The 15,078-nt window shown below is 70.1% G+C and carries 15 protein-coding genes; 6 read left to right on the forward strand and 9 right to left on the reverse strand.

Annotated features, from left to right (window positions below):
• The first annotated feature begins 141 nt into the window (after window positions 1–141).
• The 3 genes from Q0D75_RS17860 to Q0D75_RS17870 are packed head-to-tail and all read left to right on the forward strand — an operon-like array spanning window position 142 to window position 2,419.
• Window positions 142–1,401, forward strand: a complete 1,260-nt coding sequence (locus Q0D75_RS17860) for a flavin-dependent oxidoreductase (protein WP_291056642.1) — start codon at window positions 142–144, stop codon at window positions 1,399–1,401.
• Complete coding sequence (locus tag Q0D75_RS17865) at window positions 1,398–1,892, forward strand: MarR family transcriptional regulator (RefSeq protein WP_291056645.1); 495 nt, start codon at window positions 1,398–1,400, stop codon at window positions 1,890–1,892. Before Q0D75_RS17860 ends, Q0D75_RS17865 begins: the two co-directional genes overlap by 4 nt.
• On the forward strand, window positions 1,889–2,419 hold the full coding sequence (locus Q0D75_RS17870; protein ID WP_291056649.1) for a DUF3237 domain-containing protein: 531 nt from the start codon (window positions 1,889–1,891) through the stop codon (window positions 2,417–2,419). Before Q0D75_RS17865 ends, Q0D75_RS17870 begins: the two co-directional genes overlap by 4 nt.
• Before the next feature lie 167 nt (window positions 2,420–2,586).
• On the opposite strand, the gene Q0D75_RS17875 is transcribed toward Q0D75_RS17870, so the two are convergent.
• From Q0D75_RS17875 to Q0D75_RS17890, 4 genes are all read right to left on the reverse strand, one after another.
• The gene (locus tag Q0D75_RS17875) at window positions 2,587–3,429 is read right to left on the reverse strand and encodes a DUF4097 family beta strand repeat-containing protein (RefSeq protein WP_291056652.1); all 843 of its coding nucleotides are present in this window, start codon (window positions 3,427–3,429) and stop codon (window positions 2,587–2,589) included.
• A 54-nt stretch (window positions 3,430–3,483) separates the two neighbouring features.
• Window positions 3,484–4,176 carry a response regulator transcription factor gene (locus tag Q0D75_RS17880; RefSeq protein WP_291056655.1) on the reverse strand — a complete coding sequence of 231 codons (693 nt, stop codon included), beginning with the start codon at window positions 4,174–4,176 and terminating at the stop codon, window positions 3,484–3,486.
• Window positions 4,177–4,318: 142 nt separating this feature from the next.
• Window positions 4,319–5,536 (reverse strand): histidine kinase, encoded by a 1,218-nt coding sequence (locus Q0D75_RS17885; protein WP_291056661.1) that lies wholly within the window; start codon window positions 5,534–5,536, stop codon window positions 4,319–4,321.
• 265 nt (window positions 5,537–5,801) lie between these two features.
• On the reverse strand, window positions 5,802–6,494 hold the full coding sequence (locus Q0D75_RS17890) for a GntR family transcriptional regulator (protein WP_291056665.1): 693 nt from the start codon (window positions 6,492–6,494) through the stop codon (window positions 5,802–5,804).
• A gap of 98 nt (window positions 6,495–6,592) precedes the next feature.
• Here Q0D75_RS17890 and Q0D75_RS17895 point away from each other — a divergent pair, with 98 nt between their 5' ends.
• Genes Q0D75_RS17895 through Q0D75_RS17905 form a run of 3 tightly spaced genes read left to right on the forward strand, consistent with a single transcriptional unit; the run spans window position 6,593 to window position 9,542 of the window.
• The gene (locus Q0D75_RS17895; protein WP_291056669.1) at window positions 6,593–7,702 is read left to right on the forward strand and encodes an urea carboxylase-associated family protein; all 1,110 of its coding nucleotides are present in this window, start codon (window positions 6,593–6,595) and stop codon (window positions 7,700–7,702) included.
• Window positions 7,695–8,321, forward strand: coding sequence for a flavin reductase family protein (locus tag Q0D75_RS17900; RefSeq protein WP_291056671.1), 627 nt, complete (start codon window positions 7,695–7,697; stop codon window positions 8,319–8,321). The genes Q0D75_RS17895 and Q0D75_RS17900 overlap by 8 nt, the downstream gene beginning before the upstream one ends.
• A gap of 42 nt (window positions 8,322–8,363) precedes the next feature.
• Window positions 8,364–9,542 (forward strand): ABC transporter substrate-binding protein, encoded by a 1,179-nt coding sequence (locus tag Q0D75_RS17905; protein WP_291056675.1) that lies wholly within the window; start codon window positions 8,364–8,366, stop codon window positions 9,540–9,542.
• 205 nt (window positions 9,543–9,747) lie between these two features.
• On the opposite strand, the gene Q0D75_RS17910 is transcribed toward Q0D75_RS17905, so the two are convergent.
• From Q0D75_RS17910 to rhaS, 5 genes are all read right to left on the reverse strand, one after another.
• Entirely contained in the window at window positions 9,748–10,659 is a 912-nt protein-coding gene (locus Q0D75_RS17910) for an EamA family transporter (protein WP_291056677.1), read from the reverse strand.
• A 176-nt stretch (window positions 10,660–10,835) separates the two neighbouring features.
• The gene (gene rhaI, locus Q0D75_RS17915; protein WP_291056680.1) at window positions 10,836–12,002 is read right to left on the reverse strand and encodes an L-rhamnose isomerase; all 1,167 of its coding nucleotides are present in this window, start codon (window positions 12,000–12,002) and stop codon (window positions 10,836–10,838) included.
• 71 nt (window positions 12,003–12,073) lie between these two features.
• Window positions 12,074–12,406: an L-rhamnose mutarotase gene (locus Q0D75_RS17920; protein ID WP_291056682.1), complete on the reverse strand. Its 333-nt coding sequence runs from the start codon at window positions 12,404–12,406 to the stop codon at window positions 12,074–12,076.
• Window positions 12,407–12,410: 4 nt separating this feature from the next.
• A complete protein-coding gene (locus Q0D75_RS17925) occupies window positions 12,411–13,859 on the reverse strand; it encodes an L-fucose/L-arabinose isomerase family protein (protein ID WP_291056685.1) in 1,449 nt (482 codons plus the stop codon).
• A gap of 131 nt (window positions 13,860–13,990) precedes the next feature.
• Window positions 13,991–15,067 (reverse strand): rhamnose ABC transporter substrate-binding protein, encoded by a 1,077-nt coding sequence (gene rhaS, locus Q0D75_RS17930; protein ID WP_291056688.1) that lies wholly within the window; start codon window positions 15,065–15,067, stop codon window positions 13,991–13,993.
• Between the last annotated feature and the right edge of the window lie 11 nt (window positions 15,068–15,078).

A 15,078-nucleotide genomic window follows, 5' to 3' on the forward strand; every position in this document is an offset into this window, starting at 1 on the left:
GGGACCGGCGCCGCCCGGTCACGCCGAGCGAAGCCCGGCGCGACCGGCAACTAGCACAGCAGGACTTGCACACAAGATACTTTTGTGTCAAAACTATGTGCAGGTTCGACAAAGGTGCGGGCCGAGACGTAGGAGTGATCGATGAAGATCGTTGTCGTGGGTGCGGGGATCGGCGGGCTGGCCACCGCTCTGAGCTTGGATGCCGCGGGGTTCCGCGACATCGAGGTGTACGAGCGGGCCGATGAGCTGCGCGGGCTCGGTGTGGGGATCAACCTGCTGCCGCATGCCGTGCGGGAGCTGACCGAGCTCGGGATCGTGCAGCGGATCTCGACGCTGGGCGTCGAGCCCACCTCGCTGGCGTACTTCAACGCCCAGGGGCAGCCGATCTGGAGCGAACCGCGCGGGCTGGCGGCCGGCTACCGCTGGCCGCAGCTGTCGGTGCACCGCGGACGGCTGCAGCTGGCGCTGCGCGACGCCGTGCTGGAGCGGCTGGGCGACGTCATCCGCACCGGGCACCGGCTGCTCGAGGTGGTGCCGGGCGAGGATGCCGACACGGCGCGCTTCGAGACGGCGGCGGGAGTGGTGGAAGTGGCGGCCGACGTGATCGTGGGGGCCGACGGCATCCATTCGTCGTTGAGGGCTCAGCACAATCCTGAGGAGGGCGCACCGGCCTGGGGTGGGCTCACGCTCTGGCGCGGTGTCGCGTATGCGCCGCCGTTCCTCGATGGGCGCACCATGATCATGGCCGGGCACGGCGATCAGAAGTTCGTGGCGTATCCGCTCGGCGAGGCCGACGAGAGCGGGCGGATGCGCATCAACTTCATCGCCGAGAAGCGCGGAGCGGGCACGGCCTCGGTCGACTGGAACCGCGCGGTGGAGATCGGGCCGATCGCCGAACTGTTCGCCGACTGGCGCTACGACTGGCTCGACGTGCCCGCTCTGATCTCGTCGGCCGAGGAGCTGCTGGAGTACCCGATGGTGGATCGCGACCCGCTCGAGCGCTGGACCGTCGGCCGCTCGACCCTGCTCGGCGACGCCGCCCACGCGATGTACCCCAACGGCTCCAACGGCGGGTCGCAGGCGATCATCGACTCGCGGGTGCTCGCGTTCCATCTGGGGACGGCGGCGACCGCGTCGGAGGGGCTGGCCGCGTACGAGGCCGATCGGCGCCCGGCCACGGCGGCGCTTCTCGCCCAGACCCGGGAGGCCGGGCCCGAGAAGGTCATGGTGCTCGCCGAGCAGCGCGCTCCGGGCGGCTTCGAGCACATCCACGACGTGATCGGCGCCGACGAGCTCGAGCGGGTGGCGACCGACTACAAGAAGGCGGCGGGTTTCCACCCGGCGCTGCTGAACGAGCGGGCGTCGCTCACCGTGAGCCGCGCCGCCGAGGCCCGCGGATGAGCACGGGCGCCTTCGAGCCGGCCCGCCTGGCGGCCGTCATCTCGCCCCTGCGACGCGCTCTCCTCTCGGCGACCCGCTCGGCCGCGGATCTGCCCGACATCCCGGATGCGCAGATCGACCTCATCCGGGCTCTTCCGCGCGGCACCTCGGCGAGCCCGGGTGAGCTCGCCGAGCGGCTTCGGCTGGACAGGTCGACGGTCAGCAACCTGCTCGCCGCCGCGGAGCGCGGGGGCCTGGTGCTGCGCACCCCGGCCGATGGCGACCGGCGTCGTGTGGTCGTCACCGCATCCGACCGGGCGCTGACGCTGTTCGAGACCTTCGACCGCGCGAGCGCAGCGCTGCTGCGCGAGGCCGCGGCCGGGCTGACCGAGACCGAAGCAGCGACCCTGGCCGAGGCCACACCCGTTCTGGAGCGGCTGCTCGCGGTGCTGACCGACGGCCCTCAGCCGAACCACCCTGCGCTGCCGGCGGGCGAGACGGAGTCACGATGACGCTTCCCCTTCCCACTCTCGAGCACGTGTTCGACGTCGAGGTGCTGCTCGGCGAGATCGAAGACCACGGGATGACCCGGGCGGGGCATCGGCGGATCATCCCGATCGTCGGCGGCAGCATCCGGGGCCGCATCGGAGGTGCTCTGGGAGGTGCCTTCGACGCGGCTCCCGGTGGCGTTCGCGGCGGCTCCGACGACGTCCTGGTGGCGGAGATCCTGCCGGGCGGTGCCGACTGGCAGGTGGTGCGCGCGGACGGTTCGATCGAGATCGACGGCCGGTACTCGGCCTCCACGCCCGAAGGCGAGCTGCTCTACCTGCACGCCACGGGCATCCGGAGCGGCCCTCCCGAGGTGCTGGAGGCGCTGCTGCGCGGCGAGCCGGTCGACCCGAGCGACTACTACTTCCGCACCACGGTCTCCATCGAGACGTCCTCGCCCCGGCTGGCCGTTCTGCAGTGCGCGCTCTACGTCGCCGTGGCCGAGCGCGCCGCCAGCACGGTGCGGTACGCGACCTACCGCCTCAGCTGACGGGCGGCCGCCGTCGGCATCCGAGTGGGGCGGCATCCAAGTGGATGAAGCGCGGTGCCCTCATGCGCAATGGTTGGAGCCAGCATCCGTCTCGGCGGTGCGGCTCCATCCGGTCGGATGCGCTGCTGCGGTGGGCGTGGGTCGCCCGCGCCGTTTCGGTCGGCCGGTCAGGGAGCGGGGAGCAGCACGATGTCGCCGGCGCTGGTCTCGAAAGAGTACTGGCGGGAGGCGCCGGGAGTGCTCGGAACACCGAGCTCGACCGAACCGACCGAGGTGTCGGTGCGGATCTCGTAGCTGCCCGAGGGGAGGGCGACGCGGATGTCGCCGGCCGAGCTGTCCATCTCGATCGAGGAGGGCAGCGCGGTGAACGTCAGTTCGGTCGTGCCGGCCGAGCTCTCGGTCTCGACCTCTCCGCTGACCGCGAGGTCGTCGGCGGTGAGGTCGCCCGCCGAACTGGAGGCGTGAAGCGAGTCGGCCGATCCGGTGACCTGGATGTTGCCGGCCGAGCTCTCCAGGTCGAGGGCCGCGAAGTCGCCGTCGAGGTCGCTGTTGCCGGCGGAGCTCTCGAGCGAGACCGCCACCGGGGCGAGCGCGCTCGGCAGGGTGATCTGCAGCGTCGCGGGCTCGAAGCCGCCGACGATGCCGAAGATCCACCAGCCCCGGTTGTGCACGCCGACCTCGAGGGTGTCGCCGGTGAGGCGTTGCTCGTACCGCAGGGGCGAGCCGCCGGAGTCGAAGTCGATCCGCGCCTCGGAGACGGTCCCGTACCGCACGCTCACGTTCGCCGCACTCGTGTCGATGTCGAGCGTGCGGAACGAGCCGGCTTGCGTGTAGCTGCCGGACTGGTCTTCGCCCGTGCCGGCCAGGGCGAATTGCACGCCGCCGATCAGGAGCAGCCCCACGATCAGGGCCGATCCGAGGGCCAGAAGCGCGTTGCGGAGGGTGCGGTCGGGTTTCGGTGCGGGAGCCGGGGGCGGAAAGGCCGGCAGAGTGTTCGGTGCGGTCGTCATGGGGGATCTGCTTTCGTCGGAGGGGAGAAGAGGGGGCGGGCGGAGGTCGCCGCGTCAGGAGCGACCGGTGGCGCCGAGGTACTTGAGCACCGCGAGCACGCGGCGGTTGCCGGAGTCGGCGGCGGGCAGGCCGAGTTTGCCGAAGACGGCCGAGATGAACTTCTCGACCGAGCCCTCGGTCACGTGCATCCGGGCGGCGATGGCGCTGTTGGAGCGCCCCTCGGCCATCAGTTGCAGGGCTTCGCGCTCGCGGGCGGTGAGCGTGCCGAGCTCCGAGGAGCGCTGCGAGCGGATGACGATCTGCGCCACGACCTCGGGGTCGAGCACGGTTCCACCCGCGCCCACCTCGGCGACCGCGCCGAGGAACTCCTCGACGTCGGCCACCCGATCCTTCAGCAGGTAGCCGAGGCCGGACGAGTTCGATGCGATCAGCTCGGCGGCGTACCGCTCCTCGACGTACTGCGAGAGCACGAGCACCGGCAGGGGGTGGGCGGACTCCGTGCCCGTCGGCGCGGTCGCACGGGCCGGGCCGGAACGCAGCAGCACCGCGGCCCGGATGCCCTCGTCGGTGAAGGTGGGCGGCATCCGCACGTCGACCAGGGCGAGGTCGGGCCGGTGCTCGTCGACGGCACGAAGCAGGTCTTCGGCGCTCGCGACCGAGGCCACCACCTCGTGCCCGGCGTCGGCGAGCAGACGCTCGAGCCCGGCGCGCAGCAGCACGGAGTCTTCGGCGATCAGGATGCGCACAGCAGTACCTCCGGGAGGTGGGTGGTGGGGTGGTCGATTCTGGCGGTGGCGGTGGTGGTGCGGGCGTGGGCGGGGGCAGTGCCGTGGGTGCACCGGCCGAATCGGGCGGGGGCGCACCGGCCGAAGCGGGCGGGCGTGCCGGTCAGAAGGCGCACGGCACCTCCACGGTGAGAACGGTCGGGCCGCCGGCGGGGCTGTGCACGGCGACGGATCCGCCGGCCGAGCGCACCCGGTCGGCGAGCCCGGCGAGGCCGACCCCGCCACCCCGGCCGAGTTCGGCTCCGCCCACGCCGTCGTCGAACACCACGGCGCGCACGCCGTTCGGGGTCTGCGTCACACCGACCGAGCAGGTGCCGGCGCGGGAGTGCTTGCTGACATTGGTGAGCGCCTCCGAGACGGCGAAGTAGATCACGGCCTCGGTCTCGGCCGAGGGCCGGGTGGGCAGGTCGACCCGCACCGTCGTGGGCACCGTGCAATACGAGGCCACCGCCGACAGGGCGGCATCCAGACCCCGATCAGTGAGCACGGCGGGGTGGATGCCCCGGGCCAGGTGCCGCAGCTCGGTGATGGATTCCTTGGTCTCGCGGTGGGCTTCGTCGATCAGGGCCCGGGCGCCGGCGGGATCGGAGTCGAGCTTGCCCTGGGCCATCCCGAGGGTCATCGCGATCGCCACCAGGCGGGGCTGCACACCGTCGTGCAGGTCGCGTTCGATCCGCTGGCGTTCGATCGAGGCGGCGTCGACCGCGCCCTGGCGGGCATCCTGCAGCACGTCGACCCGCTGCTCGAGGGCGGCGGTGCGGCTGGTGCCGAGCAGCGCGGGGGCGAGCAGGCGGTCGAGCGAGCCGGCGCCGTAGATGTAGAGCAGCACCACCGCGAGGGCGAGAACGCCGGCGACCACGGCGACGAGCGGGCCGCTGAACGGCAGGCTCAGCCCGTCGAGGGAGCCTCGCTGAAGGCCGGCGACGATCGAGAACGAGCTCTGCAGCAGCACCCAGAACACGGTGCCGAGCACCAGGCTGAGCAGGGTGTGCAGGAAGCCCTTCCAGAAGGTGCCCGAGAAGACGTCGAGGAACACCTGCGCGATCCAGCCACCGAATCCCTGCGCCGTGGTGCGCTTGCGTGTCGGAGGCGTGATGCGGATGTCGTAGAGGGCCTGCGCCCGCTGACGTTCCACGAAGAATATGCCGCGGGCCGCATATGCCGTGATCCAGAGCAGAGCGATGCCGATGCCGAACGCCGGGAGGAGGCTGATGCCCGTGCTCACCATCGCGATCAGCACGGTGAACCACAGGATGCCGAGCAGCCCGTCGAGCGCCAGATCGGCGGCGGCGCACCAGAGGAAGAGCAGGGTTCTTTTCACGTCTCAACCGTAGGCGGCGGTGTGTCCCCGCGACCATGCGGCCACCCGCCCGATCCGTCTGGGGGATAACCCCCGTTCCCCCTCCCCGTTCCCCCCACCCCCCCAGCCCGGTGCCACGAGCAGCCACTTGGCAGAAGTCGCCGCAATACGGGGCGACTTGCCACAACTTGTGCCAAGTGGCGGGCGGGAGGCGGCGGCGGGAAGGTCGGTCGGCGGGAGGTGGCGGGCGGGAAGGGCGGGCCGGAACAGGAGGGGGAGGCCGTGCTCAGGGGCGGGAGAAGCGGGTGAGGATGTCGGCCAGCGCCTCGGGTTCGGGGGGCGGCGCGGCCGGGAGGGCGCGGGACTCGACGGCGGCGATGTGGGCGTCGACGAGGCGGTCGGCGGTGGCGGTGTCGCCCGATCGGAGCGCTTCGACGAGAGCGATGTGCTCGGCCAGGCTGTCGTCTTGCGGATGCGGCCGGCCATGCACGGCGATGATCAGGGTGGTGCGGCCCAGGATCTCGAACACGTAGCGGCGCAGCAGGGTGTTGCCCGTCATCTCGGCGAGGAGGATGTGGAACTCGGCGCCGAGCCGCACCGAGAGCTTGTGGTCGCCGCTCTCGGAGGCCACCCGCTCCTGCTCGATCTGGGCGAGCAGGGTGCGGTGCTTGCTCTCGTCCCACCGCCCGGCGACCAGTCGCACGACCTCGCGTTCGAGCATCCGCCGCACTTCGAAGGCCTCCTCGGCCTCCTCGCGACTCGGCTGGGCCACGGTGGCCGACTTCGTCTTGCCCACATCGACCAGGCCCTCGGTGGCCAGCCGCGCGATCGCCGCCCGGATGAGGGTGCGGCTGACCCCGAAGTGGAGCCCCAGATCTTCTTCCGGCAGCTTGGTTCCGGGCTTCAGCGCGTTCTCCATGATGGCTTCGCGCAAGGCCGCGTAGGCGGTGAGCGAGCGGCTCGAGGACGGGTCGGACATGAGGAGAGTATAGGGCCTGGCATCCGTCATCCAGCGGAAATGAATACGAAACGCAGAGTTTACGTATACCGAAACGATGAATACGGCATACTGAAGCTATGACCGATCTCCTCACCTCCGTGGCGCTGCAGCTGAACCAGCAGCAGCGCGCCCTGCTCGCCCGCAGCATCGACGCCGGAGAGGCGCCCGACCTGGCCGCCCTCGTGGCACGGGCCGTGGCCGAGACCGCGAGCGGCGAGTACTCCACGCTGGCGGTGCCGGCCGTCTCGGGGCGGGTCGACGACTGGTCGTCACGCGTCGAGCATCCGGTGCCCGCCAGCCGTGAACTGCTCGAGGAGTTCGTGCTGGAGCCCGGCACCGGAAAGGCGATCGAGGTGCGGGCCGGCGAGCTGCTGCGGATCGAGCAGATCGCGGGCGCGCAGTGCGTCGACTTCAACTGCTTCAACCTGCACGACTACCGCGAGTTCTTCCACACCGGCCGCACCCGCACCCTGCACGGCATCAACCCCGGCGCGGGCGACTTCCTCTGGTCGTCGCCGCCCCGCGAGCGCGCGATGATGTTCATCGCGGCCGACACGGTGCACTGCAACGACGTGGTGTTCCCCCGCTGCAGCGCCAACCTCTACGAGACCGCGTACGGGTTCGCCGAGCACACCAACTGCGCCGACATCCAGGCCGAGGCGCAGCGCGAGTACGGACTGACCCCGGACGACGTGCACGACTCGTTCAACTTCTTCATGAGCACGACCGTCGCCGACGGGATGCCCGGCATCCACCACCAGTCGTCGCAGCCGGGCGACCACGTGGAGCTGCTGGCGCTGATGGACGTGCTCGCCGTGCCCAACATCTGCGGCGCCGACGTGATGAAGACCAGCAACTTCTCGATCAAGCCGGTGCTCGTGCAGCGGTGGCGGGCATCCGGGGCCGACATCGCGGCCGTGCCGGTGCTGCGCGCCTACGACACGCAGCGCACGGTGGAGCAGTTCCGGCAGCCGGTGATCCGGGCCGAGCGGGAGCTTCGCCGCGACTCCTCTTATACGCCGCAGTTCACCAACGCCCCCATCGTGTACTCGCCGACCGAGGTCGAGCTCAAGGCCGAGACGGCGGCGCTGTTCGAGGCGCTCTGGCGTCGCGACCTCTACTCCGACGAGGGCTCGGCCCTGCGCGACGTGCTGCTGGCCTGGTGGGCGGCGACGCACCATGCCTGACGTCGACTTCACGGCGATCGGCGAGTACGAACGGTACAAGCTGATGGCGAGCCTGATCGTGCCGCGGCCGATCGCGTTCGTGACCACCGTCGATCCGCAGGGCGTGGTGAACGCGGCGCCCTTCAGCATGTTCTGCATGCTGGGCGAGGAGCCGCCGCTGGTGCTGATCAGCCTCAACCGCTCGGGGCCGGATGAGCGCCGCGACACCGCGCGCAACATCGACTCCTCCGGCGAGTTCGTGGTGCACATGGTCGACGAAGGACTGGCCGAGGCGGCCGACCGGTGCGGCGAACGACTGCCGCACGGCGTTAGCGAGCTGGAGGCCGTGGGGCTCGCGACCGATCCCTCGCGGGTCGTCGCGCCGCCGACCATCCGAGACGCTCCGGTGGCGTTCGAGTGCGTGCTGCACGAGAAGATCGACACCACCAGCCGCGAGATCTTCCTCGGCCGGATCGTGTCGCTGCACACCCGCGACGACCTCATCGACACGGAGGCCTGGCGCGTGCGGCTGGCCGACTACGCGCCCGTCGCCCGCTTCGGGGCGAGCTTCTACACCACCACCCGCGACCGTTTCACGCTGCGCGGCGCGCCCGCCACGGCCGACGCCGACGAGCTCTGACCCCCACCTCTGCACCACTCATCCCCCCACCAAGGAGACGTCATGCACCGCAGAACCACACTCATCCGGACCACTCTCGCCACCGGCGCCGTACTGGTCTCGATCGCCGCGCTCAGCGGATGCTCGGCCGGAGCATCCGGAACCGACGCCAGCCCCGCCGCCGACCTCGCGATCGGCTCGGTCGACCTCGCCGCCGCCGGCTGCCCGGCGAACGTCGTGATCCAGACCGACTGGAACCCCGAGGCCGAGCAGGGCAACCTCTACCAGCTGATCGGTCCGGATGCCACGATCGATGCCCAGAACAAGGCGGTCTCGGGGCCCTTGTTCGCCGCGGGCGAGTACACCGGCGTGAACGTGGAGGTGCGCTCGGGCGGGCCGGCGATCGGTTTCCAGACCGTGACCAGCCAGCAGTACACCGACCCCGACATCACGCTCGGCTACGCCAACACCGACGAAGCCGTGCAGCTCTCGGCCGACATGCCCACCACCGCGGTGTTCGCGCCGTTCGAGGTGGGGCCGCAGATCATCATGTGGGATCCGGAGACCTACCCCGAGGTGAAGACCATCGCCGACCTCGGCAAGACGGACGCGATCGTGCGCTACTTCGGCGGAGCGGCCTACATGGAGTACCTGATGGGCTCGGGCATCCTCCCCGCCTCGCACGTCGACGGCAGCTACGACGGCACCCCCGCCTCGTTCATCGCGGCGCAGGGCGCCGACGCGCAGCAGGGCTTCGCCACGGTCGAGCCCTACGTCTACGAGAACGAGCTGGCCGACTGGGAGAAGCCGGTCGCGTTCCAGCTCATCCACGATGCCGGCTACCCGATCTACGCCTCCGCGCTCTCGGTGCGCACCGGCGACCTCGAGTCGCTCTCGCCGTGCCTCACGGCGCTGGTGCCCGTCATCCAGCAGGCCACGGTCGACTACTACACCGACCCGACCGCCACGAATGAGCTCATCCTGAAGGCCGTCGACGAGTTCGACAACGGCTGGGTGTACACGCCCGGCGTGGCCGCCTACTCGGTGCAGGCGCAGAAGGACCTCGGCCTCGTGGGCAACGGATCCGACGACACGGTCGGCAACTTCGACCTCGACCGCGTGCAGAAGATCATCGACATCACGACCCCCCTGTTCGACGAGCAGGGCACGCCCCCGGCCGCGGGCCTCACTCCGGACAGCATCGTGACGAACGAGTTCATCGACCCCTCCATCGGCTTCTGAGCTAGCTGCGGCAGAGCGCTCTCGCCTGGCGGCGAGGGCGCTCTGCCGGTCGCGCCGGTCCCCGCCCGGCGCGAGGGGACATGTTCGGGTGCGGTCGCTGTCGAGGCCACGCCCTCACCCTGGGTCGAGTGGGCGGGCCCCGAGACTCGAGGTCCGTCCCGCACCACCTCGGTGGTTCTCGTGTGTCGCGGGGGCGGCGTCTGAGTCAGGGGAGGTTGGTGGCCAACTGCTCGAGCGGGGGTTCGGGCGCGGGGCGGTCGCGCTGGGTGGCGATCGCGGTGCCGGCCGCGGCGCAGACGATGGCGATGGCCAGCACCTCCAGCGCTGTGAACTGCTCGTGCAGGATGAGCCAGCCGAAGACCGCGGCGACGACCGGGCCGAACGCCGTGATGATGGCGTAGAGCCGCGGGGTGATCCGGCGCAGGATGTAGGTGTCGAGGCTGTAGGGGAGGGCCGACGAGAGGATGGCCACCCCCACCAGCAGAGCGACGACGTTCCAGTCGATCGCGGTCACGTCGAGGGTGAGCAGGGCCGGCGGCACCAGGATGGCGAGACTCACCACGCTCGCCACGGTGAGGCCTTCCAGACCCGGCAGCCGGGTCGCCACCCGGCGGGTGAGCACGATGTAGAACGCCCAGGCGGCCGCGGCGGTCAGGGCGAGCAGGATGCCCCAGCCGTCGATCGTGCCGTCGAATCCGGTGAGCAGGAACACGCCGCAGCCGGCCGCGATGGCGCAGATCACGTCGAGGAGGCGGCGGCTGGTCACGAGGGCGAGCGTGAGCGGGCCGAGGAACTCGATCGTCGCAGCGATGCCGAGCCCCAGCAGGTGCACCGACTGGTAGAACGAGAGGTTCATCACCGCCAGCACGACGCCGAGCGCCAGGGCCGGCCAGAGCGCCCGCCAGGTGAGGCGCGAGCGGGCCGGCCGGTAGAACGGCAGCACCACGGCGGCCATCACGAGCTGCCGCGCGGCCACCACCACGAACGCGCCCACCACCGGGATGACGAGCCCCGCGAGGGCCGAGCCGAGGTTGATGCTCACCTCGGTGCCGAGCTGCGTGACGGCTCCCGCGGTTCGCCGCCGCGCGAGATGCTCCGGCGTGCGCTCCTCAGTCATCCCTCGACCCTAGCCGCTGCCCCACCGTCCGCTGATCTGCCCCGAATGGCCGCCATCCGGATGGAACAGCGGCCATCTGAGGCAACTCAACGAGATCTCTCTTGGGGAGTGGGAGAGTCCGCCGCGCCCCCACCACGAGGCACGGCGGACGGTAGAGGGGGCTGGGCGGGCGCGGGTCAGGCGCCCCAGCTGGCCTGGGCGCCGCCGACGCGGTCGGCCACGATCTTCTCCTGGTAGCCCGAGGCCTTGAAGGCCGCGATCGGGTCGCCGGCGAGGCCGCGGGATTCGCGCCAGGCTGCGAGGGCGGGGCGCACGTCGGTGTAGAACGCGTCCATCAGGATGCCGTTGGCGCCGAGCACGTCGTTCGCGTTCTGCGCCTCGAGCAGCGCGGCACGGTCGACGAGCAGCGCACGCGCCGTCATCTCCTGCACGTTCAGCACCGAGCGCATCTGGCCCACGATCTTCTCTTCGACGTTGTGGCACTGGTCGAGCATGAATGCTACGGGGGAGTCGACGTCGTACCCGCCACCGCGCACCACCTCGAACAGGATGCGGAACAGCTGGAACGGGTCGGCCGCCCCCACGATCAGGTCGTCGTCGGCGTAGAACCGCGAGTTGAAGTCGAACGAGCCGAGCTTTCCGAGCCGCAACAGCTGCGCCACGATGAACTCGATGTTCGTGCCGGGAGCATGGTGACCGGTGTCGAGGCAGGTGTACGCCTTGGGGCCGAGCGCCGAGACGTGGGCGTAGGAGGTGCCCCAGTCCGGAACATCCGTGTGGTAGAAAGCCGGCTCGAAGAACTTGTACTCCAGCACCAGGCGCTGCTCGTCGCCGAGGGCGTCGTAGATCTCCTGCAGCGACTCCGCGAGCCAGTCCTGACGCGAGCGGATGTCGCCCTGTCCCGGGTAGTTGGTGCCGTCGGCGAGCCAGATCTTGAGATCCTGGGATCCGGTCTGGTGCATGATGTCGATGCACTCCAGGTGGTGATCGATCGCCTGGCGGCGCACCGCAGCATCCGACGAGGTCAGCGAGCCGAACTTGTAGGCGTCGTCCTGGAAGGTGTTCGAGTTCACGGTGCCGAGGTCGACACCGTGGTCGTTCGCGTAGGAGCGCAGGGCCGCGTAGTCGGAGACCTTGTCCCACGGGATGTGGATGGCCACCTTCGGAGCGAGACCGGTGTACTGGTGCACCTGGGCCGCATCCGCGATCTTCTCCTCGGGCGTGCGCGGGGTGCCCGGCGTGCCGAAGACCTTGAAGCGGGTACCGGAGTTGCCGAACGCCCAGGAGGGGAGCTCGATCGCCTGGCGTTCGAGATCGGCGGCGATGTCGTTGAACTGCACCATGGGGATGTTTCCTTAGCTTTCCGTTGTAGTGAAACGTTTCAAAAGTACCAGACCGCGTCGAGACCGGGGGCTCAGGCCGGCAGCTGGTCTTCGAGGTGGAACACCTCGGTCAGTTGCACGAACCCCGTGTCGGGTGCGCCTTCGAGCTCTACGAAGAACTCGCTCATCTCGGCCTGCCAGCGGGCGTTGACTTCGGTCGCAGCCATTCCGGCCTGCGCCTCCGCGAGCGAGGGGGTCTCGAAGTACCCGATCAGCAGGCCGTCGGGGCGCAGGAACAGCGAGTAGTTGTGCCATCCGTTCGCCTTGAGGGCAGCCGCCATGTCGGGCCAGATGGCCGCGTGCCGCCGGGTGTACTCGGGGATCAGCTCGGGCTTCACCTGCAGCTGGAAGCAGACACGTTCCATCGGATCAGACCTCCCAGCTGCGCTTGCCGGCCATCGACACATGGCGGTGCCGGATGCCGAGAAGCGCGGCGGCCGCCTTGATGTCGGCCGCCCGGTGGCCCACGCAGAGGGCCCAGTGGTGCCCGATGCCGGTCTGCGACCACTCGTCGACCCACTCGCCCGGGTCGCCCCCGAACGACACCCGCGAGGTGGTGTTGCCGATCTCGAGCAGCGGGCCGGGAACGACCGTGCCCTCCGAGGTGATGAACACGTACGAACCGTCGCGGTCCTGACCGAGACCGAAGGTGGTGACCGGGCCGGCCTGCACGTCGAACTCGACCGACACGCCCCAGCCGCGCTTGCCGTGGTAGACGCCGAGACCGCGCAGCAGCGGATCCCGAGCCGAGACCGCGAGGTGCGCCGGACCGTCGTGCCCCATCTCCACCACGTCGTCGAAGAAGTTGATGGCCTGGATCTCGGTGAACGAGCCGCCGGATCCGATCGCCTGCGCCGCGAGCATCGCGATCGAGGTGCGCAGCTCGTACTCGCCGGCCATCGGGATGCCCCGGGCGGTGAGGATGGACGAGCCGAGGATCATGCCGGCGCCGAGCCGCTCGTGCTGCTCGCCCTTGAGGCCCCGGTGGTAGTAGGCGACCGTGTCGAGGTCGAAGTCGGCGACCAGCCGGTCGAGCCCCACCGAGACCTTCGCGCCCCAGTCGAAATCGTCCTGGTCGACCGATCCGTCGATGGTGAACAGCTCGCGGGCGAGGGCGACGCGCTCGCGCACCTCGGCATCCGTCACCTCGTCGACGCGCACCCGGAGGTCGTCGAACTCGAGCACCTCCACGTGCGAGCCGAACTGGGTCTGCACCAGGGTGAGGTCGGTCGACACGTCGAGCATGCCGGGGTAGAGGTGGCCCATCAGGCCGTGCCGGGCGGTGCGCAGCCGGGCCCGGACGCCGGCGGCGTGCACCCACTGCTCGATCCGCGTCCAGGCCGACTCCTGCTTCAGGTGGCCCGAGACGGAGCGGAACGGGATGCCCGCCCGGGTGAAGACGTTGGCGACCTCGGGCACGGGGCACTGGCCGCAGTAGGCCAGCCACTTGCCGGTGTCGAAGTTCGCGTGATCCATCGCCTCGGTGGGCTGCAGGTCGATGACCAGCACCGGCGTCTGCGACTTCTGCGCGATCGGCAGCACCATCGAGGAGGTGAGGTAGGTGGTGAGGAAGATGACGATGAGGTCGCAGTCGGCGACCCGCAGCTTCTCGGCGGCGACGACCGCCTCCTGCGCATCCGACACGAAGCCCACGTCGACGACCTCGGCGTCGAGCTCGTTGAACCGGCCGGTGACGTAGGCGCTCGACTCCTGCAGCTGCGGGAGGAGCTCGGGGAACTGCGGCCAGTAGGCGGCGAGTCCGCCGGCCACGAGGCCGATGCGGGTCTTGCGGCGGGTGAACGGGGTGAGGATGCTCATGCTCTTCCTTGAGGTGAACGGGGAAGGGAGGAAAACGGATGCGGTGGCGAACGGATGCGGTGGGGTCCGGCGCCCGGGCGTGATCGGCCCGGGCGCCGGACTCAGGGATGCACCCTGGGAACGGCTACGGCCTAGAAGTCGTAGTCGTCGATGTTCTCGGCGTTGAACTTGGTCGGCGGGCCCACGATGATGATGCCGTCGGCGCCCACCTCCTTCTCACCCAGGTCGCCGGCGGTGAAGGTGTCGCCCTCGGCGCCGGTGATGGTGCCGTCGAGCAGAGCCTGGCCGGCGTACGCAGCGACGTAGCCGAGCTGCGCCGGGTCCCACAGGGCGAACTCGGTGACGGTGCCGTCCTTGACGAACTCGCGCATCTCGTTCGGCAGGCCGAGACCGGTCAGCGCGACCTTGCCCTTGTAGTCCGAGGTCGAGAGGTACTTGCCCGCGGCGGCGATGCCGACCGTGGTGGGCGAGATGATGCCCTTCAGATCGGGGTAGCTCTGCAGCAGGCCCTGGGCCTCCTTGAAGGACTTGTCGGCGTCGTCGTCACCGTAGACGGTGGTGACGAGCTTGATGTCCTTGTACTTCGGGTTCGAGGCGAGCTCGTCCTCGATGTACTTGATCCACTCGTTCTGGTTGGTCGCGGTGGCCGTGGCCGACAGGATCGCGATGTCACCGGCGCCGCCGATCTGGTCGGCGATCATCTCGAGCTGCACGAGTCCGACATCCTTCGCCACGACCTGGCTGACGAACACGTCGCGGTAGTCGGGGTTGGTGTCGGAGTCGAAGGCCACGATCTTGGCGCCGGCGTCGCGCGCCTGCTGCAGCGAGGGGCCGACGGCGTCGGGGTCGTTGGCGGCGATCACGATGACGTTCGCGCCCTCCTGCGTCGCCTGCTCGATGAACGGCACCTGCGCGCTGGCCGAGGCCTCGAGCGGGCCGAGGGTCGAGGCCTCGAAACCGATCTCTCCGGCCGCCGTGTCGCCGCCGCCGAGAACGACGTCGGTGTACGGGTTGTTCAGCTGCTTGGGCAGGAACACGATCGAGCCGGGGCTGTCGCCTCCCGCGCTGTCGGTGGAGGCGGTGTCGCTGCCGCCGGACGCGCATCCCGTGGCCACGAGGGCGACGGTCGCGGCGATCGCGGCGACGGAGGCGATACGACGGGCGTTCGAACGACGGCCTGAGCCGCCGAACTTCTGAAACAACTCCATTGTTCTTCCTT

Source organism: Herbiconiux sp. (assembly GCF_023264855.1).
In the GTDB taxonomy this organism is placed as follows: domain Bacteria; phylum Actinomycetota; class Actinomycetes; order Actinomycetales; family Microbacteriaceae; genus Herbiconiux.

Excerpts from the sequence above, each read along its gene's own strand:
- Q0D75_RS17860 (WP_291056642.1), top strand. The coding sequence starts at position 142 with ATGAAGATCGTTGTCGTGGGTGCGGGGATCGGCGGGCTGGCCACCGCT.
- Q0D75_RS17865 (WP_291056645.1), top strand. The coding sequence starts at position 1,398 with ATGAGCACGGGCGCCTTCGAGCCGGCCCGCCTGGCGGCCGTCATCTCG.
- Q0D75_RS17870 (WP_291056649.1), top strand. The coding sequence starts at position 1,889 with ATGACGCTTCCCCTTCCCACTCTCGAGCACGTGTTCGACGTCGAGGTG.
- Q0D75_RS17875 (WP_291056652.1), bottom strand. The coding sequence starts at position 3,429 with ATGACGACCGCACCGAACACTCTGCCGGCCTTTCCGCCCCCGGCTCCC.
- Q0D75_RS17890 (WP_291056665.1), bottom strand. The coding sequence starts at position 6,494 with ATGTCCGACCCGTCCTCGAGCCGCTCGCTCACCGCCTACGCGGCCTTG.
- Q0D75_RS17895 (WP_291056669.1), top strand. The coding sequence starts at position 6,593 with ATGACCGATCTCCTCACCTCCGTGGCGCTGCAGCTGAACCAGCAGCAG.
- Q0D75_RS17900 (WP_291056671.1), top strand. The coding sequence starts at position 7,695 with ATGCCTGACGTCGACTTCACGGCGATCGGCGAGTACGAACGGTACAAG.
- Q0D75_RS17905 (WP_291056675.1), top strand. The coding sequence starts at position 8,364 with ATGCACCGCAGAACCACACTCATCCGGACCACTCTCGCCACCGGCGCC.
- Q0D75_RS17910 (WP_291056677.1), bottom strand. The coding sequence starts at position 10,659 with ATGACTGAGGAGCGCACGCCGGAGCATCTCGCGCGGCGGCGAACCGCG.
- rhaI (WP_291056680.1), bottom strand. The coding sequence starts at position 12,002 with ATGGTGCAGTTCAACGACATCGCCGCCGATCTCGAACGCCAGGCGATC.
- Q0D75_RS17920 (WP_291056682.1), bottom strand. The coding sequence starts at position 12,406 with ATGGAACGTGTCTGCTTCCAGCTGCAGGTGAAGCCCGAGCTGATCCCC.
- Q0D75_RS17925 (WP_291056685.1), bottom strand. The coding sequence starts at position 13,859 with ATGAGCATCCTCACCCCGTTCACCCGCCGCAAGACCCGCATCGGCCTC.
- rhaS (WP_291056688.1), bottom strand. The coding sequence starts at position 15,067 with ATGGAGTTGTTTCAGAAGTTCGGCGGCTCAGGCCGTCGTTCGAACGCC.